This is a genomic window from Ferrovibrio sp. (genome assembly GCF_036381655.1).
Taxonomy (GTDB): domain Bacteria; phylum Pseudomonadota; class Alphaproteobacteria; order Ferrovibrionales; family Ferrovibrionaceae; genus Ferrovibrio.
Genome location: NZ_DASVCJ010000050.1, coordinates 25101 through 46636, shown reverse-complemented (window position 1 = coordinate 46636; position 21536 = coordinate 25101). Strand labels below are relative to the sequence as shown.

The window sequence follows — 21536 nt, the reverse complement described above, 5'->3', positions numbered from 1 at the left end:
TCTTCAACCGCCGTTATATCGAGGAGTTGTCATGTCCAGTCACCGCATTGCCGTCATCCCCGGCGATGGCATCGGCAAGGAGGTCGTTCCGGAGGGAATCCGCGTCCTCGAAGCCGCCGGCCGGCGTTTCGGCATCTCCTTCACCTGGGATCAGTTCGACTGGAGCTGCGACTATTACCTCAAGCATGGCCGGATGATGCCGGAGGACTGGAAGCGGCAGATCGGCGGCCATGATGCGATCTTCTTCGGCGCCGTCGGCTGGCCGGAGAAGGTGCCGGACCATGTTTCGCTTTGGGGCCTGCTTATCCCCTGGCGGCGCGAATTCGACCAATATGTCAACCTCCGTCCGGTGCGGCTGATGCCGGGCATTCCATCGCCGCTGGCCAATCGCAAACCGGGCGACATCGATTTCTATGTCGTGCGGGAAAATACCGAAGGCGAGTATTCCTCGATCGGCGGCAAGATGTTTCCCGGCACCGACCGGGAATTCGTCATCCAGGAAACGGTTCTGACCCGTACCGGCACCGACCGCATCCTCAAATTCGCCTTCGATCTGGCACGCAGCCGGCCGAAAAAGCATCTGACTGCCGCAACCAAATCGAACGGCATCTCGATCACCATGCCGTACTGGGACGACCGCCTGGCCGAAATGGGCAAGGCTTATCCGGATGTGCGGGTCGACAAGTATCACATCGATATCCTGACCGCGCATTTCGTCCAGCATCCGGACTGGTTCGACGTGGTGGTCGGCTCGAACCTGTTCGGCGATATTCTGTCCGATCTCGGCCCGGCCTGCACCGGCACCATCGGCATCGCGCCATCGGCCAATCTCAATCCGGAAGGCAAATTCCCGTCGCTGTTCGAGCCGGTGCACGGCTCGGCCCCCGATATTGCCGGCAAAGGCATTGCCAATCCGATCGGCCAGATCTGGTGCGGCGCCATGATGCTGGAGCATCTTGGACACAAGGCGGCGGCGGATGCAGTGATGGCGGCAATCGAACAGGCGCTGATGGAGCCGCGTGCGCGCACGCGCGACATCGGTGGCTCCGCCAATACTGCAGATTGCGGCAAGTTCATCGCCGATCTTGTCGCCGGGTGAGGCTGCTGGCCAGGTGAGACTGCGGCGAAATCCGGGCTCCTGCGCCTTATTCTCCAGGGGATGGGGTGTAACGGGCAGGGACGCTATTTTCTGCCGTTGTCACCCGCCATCTCCTGCTGGATGGCCCGCGATAAGGCGAACAGCCTTTGCTCGATGAGCCGCGGCTGCTCGCAGATGGCCGGCAGAAGTCTCTGGCGGTCGTCGAAAATCCGGGCGTCCCAATCCAACTGCTGCTGCAGATCGGCGCGTTGCGCCGCCACCGCCGGATCGGTTGAGTTGGCATCCAGATCGCCCAGCCTGTCCCAGCCATCCTGGATGCGCTTTGCCAGGGCCTCTTGCCGGTGATTGAAATTCTTGATCCCGCGAATGATCGATCGGCGCTCGGCGCTCATCGTATCGAACAGGCCGGAGAAGACCTGGGTCATGATCTTGCTGCGCTCGTCATCCCGGTATCCGATGGCGAAACGGTGGATTTCATCGAGCGCCTGGTCCTGCGGCACCCGGCGCGGCGCAACCTGTTCGACAACCTTGGCGACAGCCGGAATCTCGTGCCAGGAATTCTCGAATGCATTTGGGTCCGGGCCGGCCCACATCGAGCCGACCGATATCTCGGCGCGCAGCGGTTGTTCGCATGGCCAGTCGCCCGCTTGCCCGGCCGCGCCCGGAGGCGGATCGCTCTGGCCCGGCAATCCGGCACCCATCGATTTGTCCGCGGCAATGCCGATTGCAAGAATGGCGGCAAGGCCAAGCAGATATCCGTGTCGTTGCATCGCTGATCTCCTCATGCCGCACCGCCGGCGCGGACGCGGGCGATTACGCCGCGCGATGGGTCATAGGCGATGATGGCGCCTGTGATGAAGACGGCAAGAAAGCCGATCACTGCAGCGGCCGAGATCGTGTCGAAGCGGCCATAGAGCAGGAAACGGTTCAATTCGACCGCGTAAGTGAATGGATTGAGGTTGCAGATGTCCCGCAGCAGGGGGCTGGCCTCCTCGACCTTCCAGAGCGGATAGAGCGCGGAGGAGGCGAAGAACATCGGGAAAATGACGAAATTCATCACGCCGGCGAAATTCTCGAGCTGGCGGATCACCGAGGATAGCAGCAGCCCCAGCGACCCCAGCATCAGGCCGGACAGGATCAAGGCCGGCAGCACGGTCAGATAGCCGAGCAGCGGCGGGCTGATCCCGTACAGGCGGGCGATCAGCAGGAAGACATAAACCTGCGCCAGCGACAGCAGCGTGCCAGCCGATAGTTTCGACAGCAGCAGGAACCAGCGGGGCATCGGGCTGGTCAACAGCACCCGCATGCTGCCCATCTCGCGGTCGTATACCATCGACAGCGAGCTTTGCATGCCGTTGAAAAGCTGGATCATGGCGATCAGGCCGGGAACGATATATTCATCATACAGGATATAGGTCTCGTAGGGCGGGATGATGGAAACGCCGAGAACCGAGCGGAAACCGGCGGCGAAGACGAACAGCCAGATCAGCGGCCGCACCAGGGCCGCGATGAAGCGGCTGCGCTGATGGAAAAAGCGCAGGCTTTCTCGCCAGAGGATGCCGTAGAAGCAGCGATACCAAGCCTGCACAGTCATGCGGCTGCCTCGGTGATATGGCGGAATGCCTCGTTCAGGCCGCTGGCTCCGATGCTGGCGACGATATCCTTTGCGCGGCCCTGCCGCAGGATGCGGCCCCGATGCAGGATGATCGTCAGGTCGTCGGGCCGTACTTCGTCGATCAAATGGGTTGCCCATAGCACGGTCAGCCCGCGGTCGCGGACCAGTCCGCGCACATCGGCGAGAATATCGGCCCTCCTGCGGACATCGAGGCCGACGGTCGCTTCGTCGCAAAGCAGCAGGCTCGGCCGGTGGATCAAGGCGCGCACGATTTCGACGCGCCGCGACTCGCCGCCGGAGAAACCGCGTATCTTGCGGTCGGCATCCTTGATCAGGCCTACCCGTGTCAGCTCTTCCTCGATCCGCTGTCGCGCAATTCTCCGCGACAGGCCGTGCAGCGCGGCATGATAAAGCAGGTTCTGGCGCGCCGTCAGGTCGGGATCGACGGCGCGCTGCTGGAAGACTGCGCCGATCCGCGCCAGAGCCTGCGAACTCTCCTTGCGCAGATCGTGGCCGAAGACATGGATGCTGCCCTGCTGGGCGGCGTAAAGGCGCGTGATCAGCGAGAATAAAGTGGTCTTGCCGGCGCCATTCTGCCCGAGCAGGACGGCGAATCCGTGCGCCGGTATCGAAACGGCGATGTCGTCCAAAATCGCCCGCCCGGCGATCCGATGGCTCAACCTCCTGACATCCAGGGCAGACGGTTCCGGCTTCAGCTCGTCTGTTACGGCCTCGCTCGGCATATTCACCGCAACCTGCATGATCAGCGGATCACCAGCCCCCAGGGCAACTCGCCCACGGGGATGGAGCGGATAACTTTGAGACTGGCAACGTCGATGACGGAGACGTCATTCGACTCCCCATTGGCGCTGAGAAGGAGCTTGCCGTCCGGCGTCAGATCGGTGTGCCAGACGCGCTGGCCCACCAGAAGATAGTCCTTGACGTCGAAGGTCGATGCGTCGACCACGGCGATGCGATTGGCCGGCCCGAGCGAAATGAAGGCCAGCTTGCCGTCTGCAGTGATCGAGATGCCGACCGGCTGTATCGTCTCCTTTCTGACGCCCTGAATGGCAAAGCTGATCTTTTTCTCGAGCTTCCGGCTGGCGACGTCGATCACGCTGACAGTGCCGCCCACCTCGGAGGAGACCCAGACATGTTTTCCGTCCGGGGTGAATTCGGCATAGCGGGGCCGTGTGTCGACCAGAACGCTGTCGACCAGTTCATGAGTGCCGGTATCGATGAAGTGGGCCATGCTGGTGGTTTCCGAGGTCGCCACCAGCCACTTGCCATCGGGGCTGACCGCCATGCCTTCGGGTTCCACGCCGACGGGAATTTCGGTGGTGACGACACCCTGCTTGAGATCGAGCACGCTGACCATGTTATTGTCTTCGTTGGCGATGTAGAGCAGCCTGCCGTCGCCGGAGCGCGTGAACAATTCCGGATCCGGTCCGCTCGGCAGTATCTGCACCACCTGTTGCGAATCGGCGTCCATGACCTCGATGTGGTCGGCGTCGCTGGTGCAGATATAGATCAGTTTCCGGTCCTTGCTGATGGTAATGCCGCGCGGTCGCTCGCCGACGGGGACGGTCGCCGTGACCGCCATTTTGTCGGTGTCGATCACGCTGACGGTATTGCTTTTCTCGTTCGAGACGAAAGCCGTGAAGGCATTGGCCTCGGCCAGCGGTGCGGAGGCCATGAGCAGCAGAGCGGCGGCGGTCCATAATCCAGCGTGTCTGACCATCTGGCGTCCCTCCTCGTCAGGCTTATTCATTCAATCGGCATTGCGAATCCGGCTTGTCGTATCCCAGGGTGTCGAGCGGGGTGCGCTCGTGCAGAAAGCCGGCCTGCGGCGAGACCGAAACCAGCATCAGCGGCGAGGTCAGCAGTATCGGCTGGCGGAGCTGCTGATTCCATTTGCGAAACGTCAGCGCCTGGCCCTTGAAGGCGGCCAGCTCGAAATTGTCAGACAACATGTAGGTGCGTATCGCCGCAGAATCACCTGCCTTGGTGCGCGCCACAGCCTCGCCGATGGCGCGCACGGCCTGCCAGCCGGCGTAGTCCCGCTCCAGCATCCAGCGGCCGAACCGACGAATGAAGCGGCGCTGCAATTGCGTGCCGCCCCATTGTTCCAGGCTGCGATGCCAGGCGGCCGGGATCAGGCCCTGGCTGCCGACAACCGGGCGAGGGTCCCAGGTGCGATAGGGCAGGTATTCCCCGAACACTTCGCTTTCGTCGGCAACGACCAGCACGTCGTAATCCACTAGCCGCTGGGTCAGCTTGTTCATCTGCTCTCGAATCTGCTGCTCGCCGGTATCGGTGCGCCGCGAGCCGGCCTTGAACGCATAGACCCGTTCCTCGACGATCTTGGCGCGATAGCGTTTGGCAGAGCGGCGGATGGCATCGGCAAAGGCCTTGTCCGGCGGATTGCTTCCGGAAATCAGAACCCATTTCATCCATTTTTTCGTGACCAGATACTGCGCCAGCGCATCGGCCTTCATGGCGTAGCTGGGTGCGATGTTGAAAATATTGGGGCGGCAATCCCTCTGCCGCAGCGCATCGTCTGCGGCCCGCACGTTCAGGATGACCGCACCCTTCATCTCGGCGAGATCGGCAAGGGCAAGGAGGCGATCGGCGGTCAGGTCGGCGAGGAAGAATTTGACGCCGGACTCGATCAGGTCGCTGGCTGCCCCCCGCAGGTCTCCGCCCTGCGGAACCGTCTTTTCCACGAGAGAAAAGTTTTGATTCAGGAATCGCCCGGTCGTGTTGTTGTCCTCGATCGCCAGTTTCGCCCCTGCCAGGCCTTTGTCCCTGGCGACGACTTCGACCAGGGACAGCGGTGGCGGTTCGGCGATCGCCTCGGAAAAATAGGCGACCGGCACCTCCAGCTTCGCCGCTGCCGCCGCGGCGCCGGCAAGGGCGGAGCCGACCACCGTCATGAGCGCGGCCAAAAGCAGCCGAAGCAACAGCACGTCAGGGCGCGGATCGCTCATCTGCTCCGCCTGAAACGGTTCTCTGTTGGAAAATTCTAAGAATCGGCACCAGGCGCGGCAAGCGCGCCAGGGAAAGTTGAGACCAAAGTACAATATTGACCATACTGCAAAAGGAATATGCCAAATCGTAACGGCGCTCCGCCTCGCTTCGCGGCAGACGCGAATTGCCGTGCGTGTCGTGCGCGCGACAACTCTGTCCCCGGAGGTCTGTTCCCGGCGACAAGCAACACGGGCGGAAACATCGGGAGGATACCGCGTTGTTCCTCTCTCGGATTGTCCAGCCAAATATTCCCTTGGCGCTGACGGCCGGCTTCGTCGCGCTATCGACGATATCTGCGCCGCCTGCCCATGCCGCATCGTCACCCGAAGCGCTGGCGGTCCGGCAGGTCGTGCCGGGTATCTTCGTCCATCGCGGCCTGCACGAGGAAGCGACGCCCGGCAACGTGGGCGGCATCGCCAATATCGGCTTCATCGTCGGCCGTGATTCCGTCGGCGTCATCGATACCGGCGGCAGTTTTCAGGAAGGGCAGGCTCTGCTGGCGGCGATCCGCCGGATTACGGATTTGCCGATCCGTTATGTCATCAACACCCATTTCCACCCGGATCACGTGCTGGGCAACGCCGCTTTCGTCGGACAGGCAACGGAATTCGTGGCGCATGAAAGATTGCCGCGTGCCCTGGCCGCGCGGGGAAACAGCTATCTCAGGCATCTGAATGAGGCGCTGGGCGTGGCGGCGGAAGGCACCCGGATCGTGCAGCCGGAGCATCTGATCGTGAAGCAGCAGACGATCGATCTCGGCGGCCGGCAGTTGCTGCTCACCGCCTATCCGCCTGCGCATACCGACGCGGATCTTACCGTTTTGGATCTTGAAACCAGAACGCTGTTCGCCGGCGACCTTGTCTTCCTGGAGCGTATTCCCGTGGTCGATGGCTCCATCCTCGGTTGGCTGAAGGTCATCGGGCAGTTGAAGGGCATCGAAGCGGATCGGGTGGTGCCAGGTCATGGTCCGCCGGTAGCGGATTGGCCGTCGGCGATTCTGGATGAGGAACGCTATCTCGATCTGATCGTTCACCGGACACGTGAAATCCTCTCTTCCGGCGGCAGTCTGGAGCAGGCCGTGCGGCAGGCCGGTACGGAAGAAAGAGCGCGCTGGCTGCTGTTTGACGATTACAACGCCCGCAATGTCGCAGCGGCCTATACCGAACTGGAATGGGAATGACGGGCGAAAGGAGATGGTGATGCCAAAAGCATTGCGCTTTCTGCTGACGATAGCAGCCATTGCGCTATTTGCCGCTACCGCCAGCGCCGAATACGACGATCCATGGTCCGACTTGCAGGAGGCCATCTTTCCCGGCAAGACCATTGCCGACGGCGCGGCCTTCATGCGGCTTGCGGCACCCGAGCGCGCCTATGACGCCGCCGTGGTGCCGGTCGATGTCGCCTTCGATAAGGCACGCTTGCCGGCAGCGGTGCGGTCGCTGACCCTGATTGTCGATAAGAATCCCGCGCCGGTTGCCGCCGTCTTCCATTTCACGGACCAGGTGGCAAACCCGTCTATCGGCATTCGGCTCAGGATCGATCAATACACCAACCTGCATGCCGTGGCGGAGACAGCCGATGGCCGGCTCTACGGCGTGGCCAAATTCGTCAAGGCAGCCGGCGGTTGTTCGGCGCCGGCAACGAAGTCTCCGGAAGAAGCCCGCGCGCATAAGGGGCAGATGAAGCTTAAGACGCTGCAGCAGGCTTTTGCATCGCGGTTCAACCGGATGGAACTCATGATCAGGCATCCGAATAATTCAGGGCTGCAGATGGATCCATTAACCCGCTATTACGTGCCGGCGGATTTTGTCCAGAAGATTGATATCAGCCTCGCGGGAAAGCCGGTCCTCTCCGTCGAGGGCAACATCTCGATCAGCGAGAACCCGGCCATTCAGTTCTGGCTGAAATCTGGGGCGGCCGGTGATCTGAAGGTGGAGGCGGAGGATTCCAGCGGCCGGAAATTCGATGCGACCTGGCCGCTGCCCCTGGCCAGTTGAGCTTGGGCAAGGGCCTGTGCGGCGGATCAGAAGCAGCGGAAATCCGCTTCGATTTGGGCGAGACGGAGATCGTCGACGATCTTCCTGAGCATCGGCATGCTGCGGAACATCGAGGTATTGTCGCCAGAAACCCCGCTCATCCGAATGATGGTGTCGGCCCGTTCGTATGTCTCGTAAGGGATGATGGAGGCGACGGTGTCGATGCTGCAGGAGCAGCGCCGCAGATTATCCTGGGTTTCGCCATTGGCTGCCATGCAGCCGATCACGTAATCGGCGACCGCCTCGGTGGGATAGTTGTTGGCTCTTGCCTCGCCCTGCCAGGTTGCCACAAGGAGAAGCGCTGAGATCAAAAGGAGGCGTATCGGGAATTGACGCATGTAGCGGCCCTCCAGCAGTCGGAAATGCCCGATCCCGGTCAAGAAATCACGCCGAACGATCATGGTCAATCGGCATTCCGGCCAAGGCGGCCCTGCGCTGGCGACCACAATGGTGCCGGCAGGAGAAGGAAATGGTAGTGATTTCTACCAGGCTGACAGCTTCTCTATTGACGGCCATTGCTGCCTATACCGGCTATGCAATTCCCGGCGAGCCCCCCTCGATCACAGTTTTGCCACATGACGATCTCGCCCGGCAGGTCTGCGGCCAGCCTTGCGCGGTACTGGGCTTCACCAGGGCCGATGGCGAAATCCTGCTGGATCAGGCGCTGGATATTGATCGTGATCCGGTGGCTACCAGTATCCTGGTGCATGAAATGACGCATTTCCTGCAGATCAGAAGTGCGTCCACCCCGGAAATCCTGGATTGTCAATCCTGGCGTAAGCGGGAGCGCGAGGCTTACGACGTACAGGTGCACTGGCTTCGCGACACCGCACCGTCGATGGCGGCCTTTGCCGTGGAAATGCGGCGTCTTGCCTGGAAAAATGTCGTGCCGCCTTGCCCGAAAACGGCTCGGGCACCGGCCGATATCCGCTGATCTTCCGCAATGCGTCCGCTAGCTGTTTGTCTTATGCGCGACATGCCAGTGCTGATTGAAGCGAGTAAAGTTGATCCAAAGAATGAGGCCTTCCCGCGCTGCTGCCCATGTTTTCTTCTGGCATACCGTTCGACTAATTCTAATATAGGAATACGGCTATCGAGCCGGCTTGAGACTTCGTCACGCAACACACCTCCCGGGAGGATGTCATGAAGACTTGGAAGTCCCCGCGTGTCCGTGAAATTTGCGTCGGCATGGAAATCAACAGCTACGCCTGCGCACGGATATAGCCTCTGACCTTCCGCCGCGCGGCGAGCAGGGCAGCCTTACTGCGACGAATCAAGGCAGATTGGTCATGGAAGTGGTGGTTCTCGGCTCTGCCGCCGGTGGAGGTTTTCCGCAATGGAATTGTAACGCCGCTACCAGCGCCGGTATGCGCGAGGGACGCATGCGGGCGAGGGCGCGTACCCAAGTATCTCTTGCCGTCAGCGCGGATGGCGAGCGCTGGCTGCTGCTGAATGCCTCCCCCGACTTCCGGCAGCAGGTCGCGCAAACGCAATGCCTGTGGCCGAAAGCGGCGCCGCGGCATTCTCCGGTCGAGGCCGTTCTTTTGACGGGAGCGGAAATCGATCAGGTGGCAGGGCTTTTGTCGATGCGGGAAAGCCAGCCTTTCACCCTGTGGGCGACCGAACGCGTCCATAGCCTGCTGGCCGAGAATCCGATCTTCTCGGCCTTGAATCCGGCCTATGTCGGGCGGCGCTCCTTCGCTCTCTCTACCCCGTTCGAAATCACCGGCGCCAATGGCACGATGAACCTGATGGCGACGGCCTACGCCGTGCCAGGGAAGGTGCCGCTATTCCTGGAAGGTCGGCATGCCGAGAATCTTGCCGGCGGACCGGAAGATACGATCGGCGTGGAAATTTCGGGCGGCGGCGGGTCGTTCCACTATATTCCCGGCTGCGCCCGGATGACGCAGGCCCTGCGGCAGCGGCTGCGTGACGCAGCGCTGGTCTTCTTCGATGGCACCCTCTGGTCCGACGATGAACTCATCAAGCTCGAGATCAGTTCAAAAACCGGGCAGCGCATGGGCCATATGAGCATCAGTGGCGAAGGCGGCACTATCGCCGCCTTCGCGAATCTCGGCGTGCGACGGAAGATTCTCGTCCACATCAATACGACCAACCCTATCCTTGATGAGGATTCGAAAGAAAGAAGGATTCTCGCATCGCACGGCTGGGAAGTAGGCGAGGACGGCATGAGGATAAGCCTGTGACGGAGGCCATGAGCCCAGAAGGGTTGGAGAAGGCGCTTCGTGCCATCGGAGAGGAGCGTTATCACAACCGGCATCCGTTTCATCGTCTGCTCCACGGCGGCAAGCTCGACCGCGGACAAGTTCAGGCCTGGGCGCTCAACCGCTATTATTATCAATCCATCATCCCGATGAAGGATGCCGCCATCATCTCGCGCTCCGCCGATCCGGAGTTCAGGCGCGCATGGCGGCAGCGGATTATAGACCATGATGGGACTGAGTCGGGCGAGGGCGGGGTCGAGCGATGGCTGCGCCTGACCGATGCCCTGGGCTTTGAGCGGGATTATGTGATGTCAGGGAGCGGCCTGCTGCCGGGAACGCGGTTTGCCGTCGATGCCTATCTGCATTTCGTCCGCGAAAGGAGCCTGCTGGAGGCGGTTGCGTCATCCCTGACCGAGCTTTTTGCTCCCACCATCATCGCCGAGAGGATGGCGGGAATGCTGGCCAATTACGCCTTCATCGATTCGAAGGCGCTGTCGTATTTCGACAAGCGTCTGCATCAGGCGCCGCGCGATGCGAATTTCGCGCTCGATCATGTCAAGCGAGAGGCGCGCACGCCGGAGCAGCAAAAGCTGGTGATGGGTGCCTTGACCTTCAAATGTGATCTGCTCTGGGCGCAGCTCGATGCGCTTTATCATGCTTATGTCGCGCCTGGGCATGTGCCGCCCGGAGCCTTCAAGGCGGATGCGGATGGATAAATCAGGCGCGGCAGCACTGGGCATTCTGGGGCCGACAAGCTGCCCCAGGCTGGCGGCCGGTGTGCGCCTGACCTTCGATCGTACGCGCGAGAACTGGATCCTGCTGGCGCCAGAGCGCGTCTTCATGCTGGACGAGGTGTCGCTGGAGATCGTGCAAAAATGCGATGGCGCCACCAGTCTGGCGATGATTGTCGATGATCTGGCGCGGAATTACAGTGCTGATCGCGATGAAATCGAGCTCGATGTCCGTAAACTGCTGCAGGATTTGCTCGACAAGAAGGTCATGGCGATATGACCGATATGGCCAACCCGGTGCCGCCGCTTGCCATCCTGCTGGAACTGACGCATCGCTGCCCGCTGCAATGCCTGTATTGCTCCAACCCGCTGCAGCTGCGCGGCGCAAGCGCGGAACTGACGACGCAGGATTGGTTCCGCGTGCTAGATCAGGCCGCGGATCTCGGAATATTGCAGGTCCACTTCTCCGGCGGCGAGCCTGCGGCGCGCCGCGATCTTACGATCCTCGTCGCGCATGCCCGGGAGCGCGGCCTCTATTCGAATCTGATTACCTCAGGGATCGCTATCACCCGCGACAGGCTTGCGGAACTGGCGAAAGCGGGGCTCGATCACGTGCAGCTCAGTTTTCAGGACACCGATCCGGAGTCGGCGGAAAGGATCAACAATTATCCCGGTTCGCAGAATAGGAAGCTGGAGTTCGCCCGCTGGGTACGCGACCTTTCGTTGCCGCTCACCGTCAATGCGGTGGTGCACCGCCAGAATATAGCGCGCGTCGAGGCCATGATCGAACTGGCCCTGGAATTGGGCGCTGCACGGGTCGAGGTCGCGCATGTGCAGTATTATGGCTGGGCCCTGCTCAATCGGGACGCATTGATGCCGAGTCTGGATCAGTTGCGGGAGGCGACCCGAAAGGTGGAGGCGGCGCGGCAGCGGCTGCGTGGCCGGATCGTCATCGACTACGTCATCCCCGATTATTACGCGCGTCAGCCGAAGGCCTGCATGGGCGGCTGGGGGCGACAGTTCCTGAATGTCACGCCGGATGGCAAGGTGCTGCCCTGCCACGCGGCGGAAACGATCCCGGATATGGAGTTCGACTCGGTGAAAGATGCGCCGCTCGCCGAGATTTGGCGGAACTCGGACGCGTTCAGGCGCTTCCGAGGGGTCGACTGGATGCCGGAGCCCTGCCGGAGCTGCGACCAACGGGAAGTCGACTGGGGCGGCTGCCGCTGCCAAGCGCTGGCAGTCACCGGTTCCGCGGCGGCTACGGACCCGGCTTGCGCCTTATCGCCATGGAACGGGACGCTTCGTCAGATGGCGTTTGACGCGTCGGCAGTGCCGGTGCCGACATTGCGCTATCGCAGGATAAAACAACCGGCGAGCGCATCCGCATAAGTGCTCCATCCTGTGTTGTCGGGCCACTTCCGTGACGGCGACAATACTCCATCTGCAAACGACAATACTGTTCAGTATTTGATGCAACTCGCGGAGCATTTTTATTGGCTCTGTTGAGTTTGTACCAAAGGACAATGGCCTGCCTGGCATTTGTCGATTACGACAAATACACGCATGTCTCGTTGCTGTCCGCCATCGGCTTCGTTCGCGGATCTGTGAGAGCCGCGGACAGAGCCGGCGTTGATTGAATGGGTACCTGCGGTGCAGGGCTCGATCGACGAAGACAGCGACGGCCAGGTAATCGGATCGGCAAGTAAGAACGCAAACGGGCCCGAGTACCCGATCCCCTTGGGTGAGGAAACGGAGGAAACCATGGCAAGATCAATGCCCAAATCCGGATTTGTCTTGACTGTAGCGAGCGCTGTATCGCTATGGGCCGTCGGAGCCCAGGCGAACGACGACCTGATTAAGATGGAGAAGGATGCCAAGCAATGGGTGATGCCGCTGGGCAACTATGCCGGCAACCGCTACAGCAGCCTCAATCAAATCAACAAGACCAATGTCAATAAACTGCAGGTGGCCTGGACGTTCTCGACCGGCGTTCTGCGCGGCCACGAAGGTGGTCCGCTTGTCATCGGGAACATGATGTACGTGCACGCCCCTTTCCCGAACACCGTCTTTGCCCTCGATCTCAATAAGAACGGCCAGATCGTCTGGAAGTATGAGCCGAGCCAGGATCCCAACGTGATCCCGGTTATGTGCTGCGACACCGTCAATCGCGGGGTGGCCTATGGCGACGGCAAGATCTTTTTGCACCAGGCGGACACCAAGCTGGTCGCACTGGATGCGAAAACCGGCAAAGTGGTCTGGAGCGTCACCGATGGCGACCCCAGCAAGGGAGAGACCGGAACTTCCGCACCGATCGTCATCAAGGATAAGGTGCTGATCGGCAACAGCGGCGGCGAATTCGGCGTGCGCGGCAAGGTGACCGCCTACAACATGAAGGACGGCAAGGTAGCCTGGACCGCCTATTCCATGGGGCCGGATTCCGATGTGCTGGTCGATCCCGAAAAGACGATGTCGATGGGCAAGCCGATCGGCAGCGATTCCAGCCTGAAAACCTGGCAGGGCGATCAGTGGAAGATCGGCGGCGGCGCGACCTGGGGCTGGATGTCCTACGATCCGCAGCTGAACCTGGTCTATTACGGTTCTGGCAATCCCAGCACATGGAACCCGGTGCAGCGCCCGGGCGACAACAAATGGTCGATGACGATCTTCGCGCGTGATGCCGATACCGGCATGGCGAAATGGGTCTACCAGATGACGCCCCATGATGAATGGGACTATGACGGCGTCAACGAAATGCAGCTGGTCGATCAGAAGATCAACGGCCAGGATCGCAAGCTGCTGGTGCATTTCGACCGCAACGGCTTCGGCTATACGCTGGACCGGACGAGCGGCGAATTGCTCGTGGCCGAGAAATTCGATCCTGCCGTCAATTGGGCAACCAAGGTCGACCTGAAGACCGGCCTGCCGCAACGGGTGAAGCAGTACTCGACCGAAGCGGGCGGCGAGGACAAGAACACCAAGGATATCTGCCCGGCGGCCTTGGGGTCGAAGGACCAGCAACCTTCGGCCTTCTCGCCGCAAACCGGCCTGTTCTACGTGCCGACCAATCACGTCTGCATGGATTACGAGCCGTTCAAGGTCGCCTATACGGCCGGTCAGCCTTATGTCGGTGCCACATTGAGCATGTATCCGCCGAAGGGCGACAATCACCTGGGCAATTTCATCGCCTGGGATGCCACGGCCGGCAAGATCAAGTGGTCGATCCCCGAGCCATTCTCGGTCTGGAGCGGCGCCCTGGCGACGGCGGGCGGCGTGGTCTTCTACGGGACGTTGGAGGGGTATCTGAAGGCGGTTGATGCCGAGACGGGCAAGGAGCTTTATCGGTTCAAGACGCCGTCGGGAATTATCGGCAACGTCAACACCTACGAACATAACGGCAAGCAGTATGTGGCCGTGCTTTCCGGAATCGGCGGCTGGGCCGGCATCGGCATGGCGGCCGGTCTGACCGAAGATACCGCGGGCCTTGGTGCGGTCGGCGCCTATAAAGCGCTGTCCCAATACACGGCCCTGGGCGGAACCATGACAGTCTTCTCCCTCCCTGAGTAACTCCGGTATAGCGGGCGAGGAGGCTCTTTGCCTCCTCGCTTCTTTTTAAGGAGAGGAAACGGCTCGAGAAGGAGAGTCTTTGAATGCGTCTTCCTGAAGCCAGAATAATCGCCGTGATATTGACGTTGACCACCGCGGCCATCTGCTCGATGCCAACCGCGGCCGAGACACAAGAAAAAGCCGCGACCACATCCCGACCTGCCGATGGCGGAGACAGGCCATACCGCATTGGCGCGGATGGCAAGGTGGATTGGGCGGTATTCAACGGCTTCAGGCGTTACAACAGCATCTGCAATACCTGTCACGGCCCGGACGGTGCCGGCAGCAGCTTCGCTCCGGCGCTGGTCGATTCCCTGAAACGCCTCAGCTACGACCAGTTTCTGGAAATCGTGGTCAACGGCAAGGAGGAGGTGAATACGGCCGCTGAGAAAAAGATGCCGATGTTCGGCACGAACCCGAATGTGATGTGCTATATCGACGACATATACGCCTATTTGAAGGCGCGCTCCGATGGTGCGTTGGGACGTGGCCGCCCGCCTAAGCACGAGGACAAGCCGGCCGAAGCGGCCGAGGCGGAGAAGTCCTGTATGGGCGGCTAGGATGCTGTCCTCGCGGATACTGCCCGACCTGGCGGCTGCCATACTGCTGATCGCTTGGCCTCTGTCCGCCGCATATGGCGGCGAACGGGCGGAGGCCGTGGACCATTCGGCGCTGCGGGTATGTTCCGACCCTGGCAATATGCCCTTCTCCAATACCAAGGGCGAGGGTTTCGAGAACAAGATCGCCGAGCTGTTTGCGCAGAAGCTCGGGGTGCCGGTGCATTACACCTGGTTTCCGCAGGCAACGGGATTCCTGCGCAATACATTGCGGGCGCGTCGCTGCGACCTTGTCATGGGGATCGTCAGCGGGGCCGAACTGGCCCAGAGCACCAACCCTTATTATCGCTCGTCCTATGTCATGGTCACGCGCACGGAAGACCATATCGACGTCGATCGCATCGAGGATCTGCGCGATACCTCGCACAGGGTCGGACTGATCGCCGGCACGCCGCCCGCCTATATCGTGGCCAATAGCGACCTGATGGCACGGGCCAGGCCGTACGATCTGATGGTCGATACGCGCTTCGATTCGCCCAGCCGGCGGATGATCCAGGACCTGGTCGACAAGAAAATCGATGTGGCTCTGCTATGGGGGCCATTGGGCGGCTATTTCGCCTCCCAGCATGGCGATGCCCTGGCGGTGAAGCCGCTGCTGAAGGAGCCGAAGACGGTTCGGATGGATTACTATATCACCATGGGAGTCCGTCCGGGCGAAACCCGGTGGAAGCAGGAGATCAACAAACTCATCGGCGAGAATCGCGAGGCGATTTCCAAGATCCTCCATGGCTACCATGTCCCGCTGCTCGATGCGCAGGGCCGGCCTATCCCCTGAATGCGCAACGCCGCTGGGGAGCATGGCGGCTATCCTGATCCTTACCTGCCTTTGCGGCCTGCGCGCCCAGGCGGCGGCCCCGGAGCCGGAAGGCTATCGGATGGGAGATTATCGCGGCGAGTTGCCGGCGACGCTACGGGGCGCGACGGTACTCGACGCCCAAGGGCTTTATCACATGATGACGACCGAGCCGGTCATCCTGATCGACGTCTTTCCGCAGCCGCCGCGCCCGGAGGGCCTGCCGCAGGCCACGCTTTGGCATCCGCCGGTTCGCCAGGACATTCCAGGCAGCATTTGGCTGGCCAATACCGGCTATGGCGGCCTGAACGATGAGATGGCGGCGTATTTCAGTACCGCATTGGAGAAGTTGAGCCTGGGAGACCGGGAGCGAAAACTGGTGTTCTACTGCGATGCCAATTGCTGGATGTCATGGAATGCGGCCAAACGTGCTGCGGAACTCGGCTATCGCGGGGTGTACTGGTTTCCCGGCGGCGTCCAGGACTGGATCGATGCCGGCTATCCGGTTCTGCCGAACGCGCCGCTGCCGGTGAAGTGAGGTCGGGTCTTGCGCTTCCTCACGGGATTGCCGGCCCGTTCAGATTGAGGCAGCTTTTGGCCGTCTGACGCAGTTCCGCGACCGCCTTGCGCACCGCCGACTCTGCCCCCAGCCGCTCATTCGGCGGCGGCAATATCCGCTCGGCGATAAGGCGGCCTTCGTGTGGCGAAATCACCACCACCCGGTTCGACAGAAACGCTGCCTCGTTCAGATCATGAGTGACGAGCAATGTCGTCGGCCGGTGCTTCTGCCAATAGGCGTTCAGCAGTTCATGCAGGCGGCCGGCAAGGGGCGCGTCCAGCGACAGGAAAGGCTCGTCCAGCAGCAGAAGGTCGGGCTTCGACAGCAGCGCCCGGGCGAAGGCGACGCGCCGCTGCATGCCGCCGGAAAGCTGTCCGGGAAACGCCTCGGCGCAGGACGCCAGTTCGACGGCGGCAAGCAGATCCAGGGCCGCGGTCTGCGATCCCGGCGGCGCAATCAGGAGCAGATTGTCCAGTACCGTCCGCCAAGGCACCAGCCGCGGCTCCTGGAAGACGAAGCCAAGGCGGCGCGGCGCGCCCTGCGGCCAGTCTATCCGACCAGAATAGTGGATATTGAGGCCGGCAATGATCCGCAGCAGCGTCGTCTTGCCGGCCCCGGAAGGCCCGACGAGGCTGACGAATTCCCCCGGCGCGACATTCAGATCGACCCCGCGCAGAATCTTGTGTCCATCGGGTGCTGCGAAGCCACAGGAAATACCGCGCAAGCGAAAGCCCGTCATAACCGGCGCCAATGGTTCAAGCTGCGGTCGATCGGCTGCAGGATGCAAGCCTCGATGGCGATGACGACCGCAATGAAGGACATGGCATAGGCAAGAATGCTGGCGATATCGAAGTAATTGAAGAAGGTGCGGATCTGAAAGCCGACGCCGTTCGGCCGGCCCAGCAGTTCGACCATCAGGACGATCTTCCAGGTCAGTGCCAGGCTGGCGCGCGCCGAAGCGAGCAGGCTGGGGGCAAGCTGAGGCAGGATGATATGGACGAGCAGGCGTCGCCTTGGCATGCCGAAGGCGCCGGCCATCTCAAGTAACGAGCGATCCAGCGCTCTGGCACCTTCGCGCATGATGGCCACGACGGTTGGAATCTTGTTGATCGTCACCGCAAGGATCGCGGCAGTTTCGCCCAGACCGAACCAGATGTAGCACAATACGATCGTAACCAGCGCCGGCATATTCAGGGCAATCATCTGCCAGCCTTCGAAGAAGGCGTCGAGCCTTGGCGAGCGGCCGAGCATGATGCCGATGGCCGAACCGAAAATCATCGCGAGCAGGAAGGCGACGGTTACGCGCAGCAAGGTGACGGCAATGTTCACGACCAGACTGCCGTCGATGAAATGGACATAACCGGCGCGCAGCGTGTCCAGAGCGGAGGGGAATATAGCGGGGTCGGCCACCAGCATGGCCACGCCCTGCCAGACCACGAACAGCAGAACGAGCGAGAAAAGGCCGCGCCAGTTAAAGCGGCTATGTCCGCTGACCGTGTCCGCATGCGCTGTCATGGCCGGCGATCCTGCCAGAACGTGCCGGCGGGAAGAGCGTCAAGGTCGGCGACGGCCGCTGGAGTGAATTCGCGCATCAGTTCGAACGTCTTCTCCGCCGCGGCGATGTCGGCGCCTTCATCGCCACTGGGGATGCCCTCCTGATAGCCGTGCCTAAGCAGCGCGAATTCATGGTCGGTCGCCGCCGCCATCATGGGGCGCAATGTCTGCCAGACATCATCCCTTGCCTTCATGGCTTGCTTGGCCTCGCGGGAGGCATCCAGAAACCCGCCGGCCAATGCCGCATGTCGTCCCGCCCAATCCTCATCGAAGACCCAGCCAAGCAGGGGCGGCGGCGTCGTCAGGCCAAGGGCCGGCAGGATATCGGCGATCTTCGCGACGGGCTGCATGCCTTGGTCGGCCAGCCTGGCGGCGAATTGCCAGAAGGTCAGGACGGCGTCGAGGCGCCGGCGGAGTAGAAGCTCGTTCAGCAAGGGCGGTGCGGCAAACTGCACATCCGCCGACGCAGCAAGGTCGAAATCGCCGCTCTTGCGCGCGAAAGCCTGCAGGAGAATCCAGCTCTTGTCGGTTGCGCCGCCGGCGATGCCGAGGCGTCGTCCCTTCAGATCGGATACGGAGCGGATGTCGGCGGACGGATGCGCCATCACGGCGCCGACGGCATTGGAGAAAGGGAAGAAGGTGTATCGGCGGCCGCGCTGGCGCTGTTTGGCCACCCAGAGCCAGTCGGTGACGATGACATCCACCTGTCCGGCCAGCAAGGCGACGCTGGCGGCATCCTTGTCCGCCAATTCCGCCGTTTTCAGGCGGAAGCCGTGTCTCTGGTCGATCTCATCGGCAATGACGGCCATTTCCCATCGGGCCGTGCCGAATTTCAGCACGCCGATGCGAATGACGGGCAGGTCGGCGGCAAAGCCCGGCTCAGCCCGAAGCACACCAACGGACAGCCCGGCGGCAAGCCAGATGGAAGAGCGGATGAAATGTCGGCGCCCTGCACCGCATCTTCCGCCGCCGACGCATTGCGGCGGCGATACGGTGCCGGGCGCCGGCCGTTTTCGGGCAGCCATGTCTTACGCTGCAGCAACCCCCGGCAGCGACGGGATGCCGGGCATCGGTATGAAGCCCGGAATCGTCTTCATCCGATCGATCCAGCGCAGGATGTTGGGATACGGCTTGAGGTCGATGCCGCCCTCTCCGGCCATGGCCGTATAGGGGAAGCAGGCGATATCCCCGATCGTCGGATGGCCGAGTTCCAGGAACTCGCGATCCGCGAGATGGGTATCCAGGATTTTGAACGTGTTCCTGGCGCGCGTCTGCAGGGCGTCGAGATTGAGATCGTAATTGAGGATCTTGACCAGGCGGGCGCCGGCCGCGGCCATCACCTCGTTGCCTCCGGTCGAGAGCCACTGCATGATGCGGCCCATGGCTTCCGGCGAATCCGGGAACCAGGTGTTTGATTTGTCGTATTTGCGCGCGATGTACACCATGATCGCCTGCGCGTCGCGCAGCCTCAGGTCGCCATCCTCGAAGACCGGTATTTCGCCGAATGGATTGAGCTTGAGGAACTTGTCTGCCTTGTGTTCCTTGTTGACGAAGTCCACATCGACCTTGTCGTAGGACACTTTGAGGATATTCAGTAGAAGTCGGATCTTGTAGCAGCTTCCGGAAAGCTCGAAATCATAGAGCTTGATCATCGTATCCTCCTGCTATTTTGCCCATCTCGACCGCTGGGGCCAAGTCAGGCATGTGGGCCAGCCTCAGCCCCGAAGCCGGTCGGCATGGTGCCGAATGTGATCCGGGATGAAGGTCTGGATGAAGTAGTAGCCGTGGTCGTAGCCCGCTTGCCGGCGCACGCGCACATCCTGGCCGGAGCGCCGGCAAGCATCCTCGAAGATGTGAGGATGCAACTGCTCGGCCAGGAACTGGTCCTTGAGACCCTGGTCGATCAGGATCTCGGATGGAAAGCGCTGATGGATGACGAGTTCGCTGGCGTCATACTGCCTCCACTTGGCGTGATCGCTGCCGAGATAGCCGCTGAAGGCCTTTCCCCCCCAAGGGGATTGGATCGGCGCCGCGATCGGGGCGAAGGCGCTGACCGATCGGTAGGCGGAGGGATTCCGCAAGGCACATACAAGGGCGCCATGGCCGCCCATCGAATGACCGAAGATGCCCTGGCGCCCGGGATCGACGGGGAAATGATCGGCGATCAGCTTCGGCAATTCGCGCGTCACATAGGAATACATGCGCCAATTCTTCGACCACGGCGCTTGCGTCGCATCGACGTAAAAGCCGGCGCCAAGGCCAAAATCCCAGGCTTCGCCCTGTCCGGGAATATCGGTGCCACGCGGGCTGGTGTCGCAGGTGACCAGCGCCAGCCCGGCCTCGGCTGCCAGCCGTTGTGCCCCGGCCTTGATCATGAAGGTTTCCTCGGTGCAGCTGAGGCCAGCCAGGTAGTAAAGCACCGGGACCTTGCCGCGGTCTGCCGCCGGCGGCAGGTATATCGAGCAGCGCATATCGACGCCGCATTCCCGTGAGGGATGGCTAAGAAAGATCTGCCAGCCTTCGAAACAGCGATGACGGGAAATTTCCTGCATCGTCACGTCAATAGATCACTACGCTGCGGATCGACGAGCCGGCCTTCATCAGGTCGAAACCCTTGTTGATTTCGTCCAGCGGCATCGTGTGGGTGATCAAGTCGTCGATGTTGATCCTGCCGTCCATGTACCAATCGACGATTTTGGGCACGTCCGTGCGCCCCCGCGCGCCGCCGAAAGCCGAGCCTTTCCAGACGCGGCCGGTCACCAGCTGGAATGGCCGCGTGGAAATCTCCTGTCCGGCGCCGGCAACGCCGATGATGACGGAAATGCCCCAGCCCTTGTGGCAGCATTCCAGCGCCTGGCGCATGGTATGGACATTGCCGATGCATTCGAAGCTGTAATCCGCGCCGCCCTTGGTCAGAGCGACCAGGTGGGCGACCAGGTCGCCGTCGACCTCCTTCGGATTGACGAAATGCGTCATGCCGAATTTTTCGGCGAGGACCTTGCGGGATGGATTGATGTCCACCCCGATGATCATATTGGCGCCGACCATGCGGGCGCCCTGGATGACATTGAGGCCGATGCCGCCCAGTCCGAAAACCACTACATTCGCGCCGGGCTCGACTTTGGCGGTATTGACCACGGCTCCCACGCCGGTGGTGACGCCGCAGCCGATATAGCAGACCTTGTCGAAAGGCGCGTCCTCACGGATCTTCGCCACCGCGATCTCGGGCAGAACCGTGAAGTTCGAGAAAGTCGAGGTCCCCATGTAATGGAGGACCTTGTCGCCGCGATAGGAAAAGCGACTGCTGCCGTCGGGCATGACGCCTTGGCCCTGGGTTGTCCGGATCGCCTGGCAGAGATTGGTCCTGCGGCTTAAGCAGTATTCGCATTGGCGGCATTCCGGGGTGTAGAGCGGAATGACATGATCTCCCTTCTTCACTGACGTCACGCCCGCGCCGATATCGACGACGATGCCGGCGCCTTCATGGCCCAGAATGGCGGGGAAGAGGCCTTCCGGATCTTCGCCCGACAAGGTGAACCAGTCGGTGTGGCAAATGCCCGTTGCCTTGATCTCGACCAGAACCTCGCCGGCCTTCGGGCCTTCCAAATCGACCTCTACAATTTCCAGTGGTTTTTTCGCTGCAAAAGCGATGGCGGCCCGTGTTTTCATCT

General features: G+C 61.5%; 25 protein-coding genes. 13 read left to right on the top strand and 12 right to left on the bottom strand.

Annotated features, from left to right (window positions below; genetic code table 11):
* The first annotated feature begins 31 nt into the window (after positions 1–31).
* Positions 32–1099 carry a tartrate dehydrogenase gene (locus tag VF194_RS10160; RefSeq protein ID WP_330890595.1) on the top strand — a complete coding sequence of 356 codons (1068 nt, stop codon included), beginning with the start codon at positions 32–34 and terminating at the stop codon, positions 1097–1099.
* Positions 1100–1182: 83 nt separating this feature from the next.
* On the opposite strand, the gene VF194_RS10155 is transcribed toward VF194_RS10160, so the two are convergent.
* Genes VF194_RS10155 through VF194_RS10135 form a run of 5 tightly spaced genes read right to left on the bottom strand, consistent with a single transcriptional unit; the run spans position 1183 to position 5989 of the window.
* Positions 1183–1869 carry a hypothetical protein gene (locus VF194_RS10155; RefSeq protein WP_330890593.1) on the bottom strand — a complete coding sequence of 229 codons (687 nt, stop codon included), beginning with the start codon at positions 1867–1869 and terminating at the stop codon, positions 1183–1185.
* A gap of 11 nt (positions 1870–1880) precedes the next feature.
* The gene (locus tag VF194_RS10150; protein WP_330890591.1) at positions 1881–2693 is read right to left on the bottom strand and encodes an ABC transporter permease; all 813 of its coding nucleotides are present in this window, start codon (positions 2691–2693) and stop codon (positions 1881–1883) included.
* Positions 2690–3475: an ATP-binding cassette domain-containing protein gene (locus VF194_RS10145; protein WP_330890589.1), complete on the bottom strand. Its 786-nt coding sequence runs from the start codon at positions 3473–3475 to the stop codon at positions 2690–2692. Before VF194_RS10145 ends, VF194_RS10150 begins: the two co-directional genes overlap by 4 nt.
* 2 nt (positions 3476–3477) lie before the next feature.
* Positions 3478–4455, bottom strand: a complete 978-nt coding sequence (locus tag VF194_RS10140) for a PQQ-dependent catabolism-associated beta-propeller protein (RefSeq protein ID WP_330890587.1) — start codon at positions 4453–4455, stop codon at positions 3478–3480.
* 22 nt (positions 4456–4477) lie between these two features.
* The gene (locus tag VF194_RS10135; RefSeq protein ID WP_330890585.1) at positions 4478–5989 is read right to left on the bottom strand and encodes an ABC transporter substrate-binding protein; all 1512 of its coding nucleotides are present in this window, start codon (positions 5987–5989) and stop codon (positions 4478–4480) included.
* An 8-nt stretch (positions 5990–5997) separates the two neighbouring features.
* On the opposite strand from VF194_RS10135, the gene VF194_RS10130 reads away from it, so the two are divergent.
* Positions 5998–6924, top strand: a complete 927-nt coding sequence (locus VF194_RS10130) for a quinoprotein relay system zinc metallohydrolase 2 (RefSeq protein ID WP_330890583.1) — start codon at positions 5998–6000, stop codon at positions 6922–6924.
* A gap of 19 nt (positions 6925–6943) precedes the next feature.
* Complete coding sequence (locus VF194_RS10125; RefSeq protein WP_330890581.1) at positions 6944–7741, top strand: quinoprotein dehydrogenase-associated SoxYZ-like carrier; 798 nt, start codon at positions 6944–6946, stop codon at positions 7739–7741.
* A 26-nt stretch (positions 7742–7767) separates the two neighbouring features.
* Here VF194_RS10125 and VF194_RS10120 read toward each other — a convergent pair whose 3' ends face one another.
* Positions 7768–8070: a hypothetical protein gene (locus VF194_RS10120; RefSeq protein WP_330890579.1), complete on the bottom strand. Its 303-nt coding sequence runs from the start codon at positions 8068–8070 to the stop codon at positions 7768–7770.
* A 179-nt stretch (positions 8071–8249) separates the two neighbouring features.
* On the opposite strand from VF194_RS10120, the gene VF194_RS10115 reads away from it, so the two are divergent.
* The 10 genes from VF194_RS10115 to VF194_RS10075 all read left to right on the top strand — a co-directional run bounded on the left by VF194_RS10115 (position 8250) and on the right by VF194_RS10075 (position 16290).
* Complete coding sequence (locus tag VF194_RS10115; RefSeq protein ID WP_330890577.1) at positions 8250–8714, top strand: hypothetical protein; 465 nt, start codon at positions 8250–8252, stop codon at positions 8712–8714.
* Between the two features lie 209 nt (positions 8715–8923).
* Positions 8924–9004 carry a pyrroloquinoline quinone precursor peptide PqqA gene (pqqA, locus tag VF194_RS19805; RefSeq protein ID WP_414656094.1) on the top strand — a complete coding sequence of 27 codons (81 nt, stop codon included), beginning with the start codon at positions 8924–8926 and terminating at the stop codon, positions 9002–9004.
* A 65-nt stretch (positions 9005–9069) separates the two neighbouring features.
* The gene (gene pqqB / locus VF194_RS10110; RefSeq protein WP_330890613.1) at positions 9070–9987 is read left to right on the top strand and encodes a pyrroloquinoline quinone biosynthesis protein PqqB; all 918 of its coding nucleotides are present in this window, start codon (positions 9070–9072) and stop codon (positions 9985–9987) included.
* Positions 9984–10721, top strand: a complete 738-nt coding sequence (pqqC, locus tag VF194_RS10105) for a pyrroloquinoline-quinone synthase PqqC (protein WP_330890575.1) — start codon at positions 9984–9986, stop codon at positions 10719–10721. Before pqqB ends, pqqC begins: the two co-directional genes overlap by 4 nt.
* Positions 10708–11016 (top strand): pyrroloquinoline quinone biosynthesis peptide chaperone PqqD, encoded by a 309-nt coding sequence (gene pqqD, locus VF194_RS10100; RefSeq protein WP_330890573.1) that lies wholly within the window; start codon positions 10708–10710, stop codon positions 11014–11016. Before pqqC ends, pqqD begins: the two co-directional genes overlap by 14 nt.
* Positions 11013–12128, top strand: coding sequence for a pyrroloquinoline quinone biosynthesis protein PqqE (gene pqqE / locus VF194_RS10095; RefSeq protein WP_414656093.1), 1116 nt, complete (start codon positions 11013–11015; stop codon positions 12126–12128). The genes pqqD and pqqE overlap by 4 nt, the downstream gene beginning before the upstream one ends.
* A 405-nt stretch (positions 12129–12533) precedes the next feature.
* Positions 12534–14303, top strand: coding sequence for a lanthanide-dependent methanol dehydrogenase XoxF5 (xoxF5, locus tag VF194_RS10090; protein WP_330890571.1), 1770 nt, complete (start codon positions 12534–12536; stop codon positions 14301–14303).
* A gap of 83 nt (positions 14304–14386) precedes the next feature.
* The gene (locus VF194_RS10085; protein ID WP_330890569.1) at positions 14387–14902 is read left to right on the top strand and encodes a c-type cytochrome, methanol metabolism-related; all 516 of its coding nucleotides are present in this window, start codon (positions 14387–14389) and stop codon (positions 14900–14902) included.
* A gap of 1 nt (position 14903) precedes the next feature.
* Entirely contained in the window at positions 14904–15734 is an 831-nt protein-coding gene (locus VF194_RS10080; RefSeq protein WP_330890567.1) for a substrate-binding domain-containing protein, read from the top strand.
* Between the two features lie 22 nt (positions 15735–15756).
* On the top strand, positions 15757–16290 hold the full coding sequence (locus VF194_RS10075; protein ID WP_330890565.1) for a PQQ-dependent catabolism-associated CXXCW motif protein: 534 nt from the start codon (positions 15757–15759) through the stop codon (positions 16288–16290).
* A gap of 19 nt (positions 16291–16309) precedes the next feature.
* On the opposite strand, the gene VF194_RS10070 is transcribed toward VF194_RS10075, so the two are convergent.
* The 6 genes from VF194_RS10070 to VF194_RS10045 all read right to left on the bottom strand — a co-directional run bounded on the left by VF194_RS10070 (position 16310) and on the right by VF194_RS10045 (position 21534).
* Entirely contained in the window at positions 16310–17050 is a 741-nt protein-coding gene (locus VF194_RS10070; RefSeq protein ID WP_330890563.1) for an ABC transporter ATP-binding protein, read from the bottom strand.
* A complete protein-coding gene (locus tag VF194_RS10065) occupies positions 17047–17826 on the bottom strand; it encodes an ABC transporter permease (protein ID WP_330890561.1) in 780 nt (259 codons plus the stop codon). Before VF194_RS10065 ends, VF194_RS10070 begins: the two co-directional genes overlap by 4 nt.
* Positions 17823–18758 (bottom strand): ABC transporter substrate-binding protein, encoded by a 936-nt coding sequence (locus VF194_RS10060; protein WP_330890559.1) that lies wholly within the window; start codon positions 18756–18758, stop codon positions 17823–17825. The genes VF194_RS10065 and VF194_RS10060 overlap by 4 nt, the downstream gene beginning before the upstream one ends.
* Positions 18759–18893: 135 nt before the next feature.
* On the bottom strand, positions 18894–19517 hold the full coding sequence (locus VF194_RS10055) for a glutathione S-transferase (protein WP_330890557.1): 624 nt from the start codon (positions 19515–19517) through the stop codon (positions 18894–18896).
* 63 nt (positions 19518–19580) lie between these two features.
* On the bottom strand, positions 19581–20417 hold the full coding sequence (fghA, locus tag VF194_RS10050; protein ID WP_330890609.1) for an S-formylglutathione hydrolase: 837 nt from the start codon (positions 20415–20417) through the stop codon (positions 19581–19583).
* A 7-nt stretch (positions 20418–20424) separates the two neighbouring features.
* Positions 20425–21534, bottom strand: coding sequence for an S-(hydroxymethyl)glutathione dehydrogenase/class III alcohol dehydrogenase (locus VF194_RS10045; protein ID WP_330890555.1), 1110 nt, complete (start codon positions 21532–21534; stop codon positions 20425–20427).
* Between the last annotated feature and the right edge of the window lie 2 nt (positions 21535–21536).

What these genes read in the sequence shown, in the direction of transcription:
- VF194_RS10080 (WP_330890567.1), top strand. Translation starts at nt 14,904, where the DNA reads ATGCTGTCCTCGCGGATACTGCCCGACCTGGCGGCTGCCATACTGCTG.
- fghA (WP_330890609.1), bottom strand. Translation starts at nt 20,417, where the DNA reads ATGCAGGAAATTTCCCGTCATCGCTGTTTCGAAGGCTGGCAGATCTTT.
- pqqB (WP_330890613.1), top strand. Translation starts at nt 9,070, where the DNA reads ATGGAAGTGGTGGTTCTCGGCTCTGCCGCCGGTGGAGGTTTTCCGCAA.
- VF194_RS10125 (WP_330890581.1), top strand. Translation starts at nt 6,944, where the DNA reads ATGCCAAAAGCATTGCGCTTTCTGCTGACGATAGCAGCCATTGCGCTA.
- VF194_RS10075 (WP_330890565.1), top strand. Translation starts at nt 15,757, where the DNA reads ATGGCGGCTATCCTGATCCTTACCTGCCTTTGCGGCCTGCGCGCCCAG.
- VF194_RS10065 (WP_330890561.1), bottom strand. Translation starts at nt 17,826, where the DNA reads ATGACAGCGCATGCGGACACGGTCAGCGGACATAGCCGCTTTAACTGG.
- VF194_RS10155 (WP_330890593.1), bottom strand. Translation starts at nt 1,869, where the DNA reads ATGCAACGACACGGATATCTGCTTGGCCTTGCCGCCATTCTTGCAATC.
- VF194_RS10085 (WP_330890569.1), top strand. Translation starts at nt 14,387, where the DNA reads ATGCGTCTTCCTGAAGCCAGAATAATCGCCGTGATATTGACGTTGACC.
- VF194_RS10115 (WP_330890577.1), top strand. Translation starts at nt 8,250, where the DNA reads ATGGTAGTGATTTCTACCAGGCTGACAGCTTCTCTATTGACGGCCATT.
- VF194_RS10070 (WP_330890563.1), bottom strand. Translation starts at nt 17,050, where the DNA reads ATGACGGGCTTTCGCTTGCGCGGTATTTCCTGTGGCTTCGCAGCACCC.
- pqqE (WP_414656093.1), top strand. Translation starts at nt 11,013, where the DNA reads ATGACCGATATGGCCAACCCGGTGCCGCCGCTTGCCATCCTGCTGGAA.
- VF194_RS10150 (WP_330890591.1), bottom strand. Translation starts at nt 2,693, where the DNA reads ATGACTGTGCAGGCTTGGTATCGCTGCTTCTACGGCATCCTCTGGCGA.
- VF194_RS10055 (WP_330890557.1), bottom strand. Translation starts at nt 19,517, where the DNA reads ATGATCAAGCTCTATGATTTCGAGCTTTCCGGAAGCTGCTACAAGATC.
- VF194_RS10045 (WP_330890555.1), bottom strand. Translation starts at nt 21,534, where the DNA reads ATGAAAACACGGGCCGCCATCGCTTTTGCAGCGAAAAAACCACTGGAA.
- VF194_RS10160 (WP_330890595.1), top strand. Translation starts at nt 32, where the DNA reads ATGTCCAGTCACCGCATTGCCGTCATCCCCGGCGATGGCATCGGCAAG.
- VF194_RS10140 (WP_330890587.1), bottom strand. Translation starts at nt 4,455, where the DNA reads ATGGTCAGACACGCTGGATTATGGACCGCCGCCGCTCTGCTGCTCATG.
- pqqD (WP_330890573.1), top strand. Translation starts at nt 10,708, where the DNA reads ATGCGGATGGATAAATCAGGCGCGGCAGCACTGGGCATTCTGGGGCCG.
- VF194_RS10145 (WP_330890589.1), bottom strand. Translation starts at nt 3,475, where the DNA reads ATGCAGGTTGCGGTGAATATGCCGAGCGAGGCCGTAACAGACGAGCTG.
- pqqA (WP_414656094.1), top strand. Translation starts at nt 8,924, where the DNA reads ATGAAGACTTGGAAGTCCCCGCGTGTCCGTGAAATTTGCGTCGGCATG.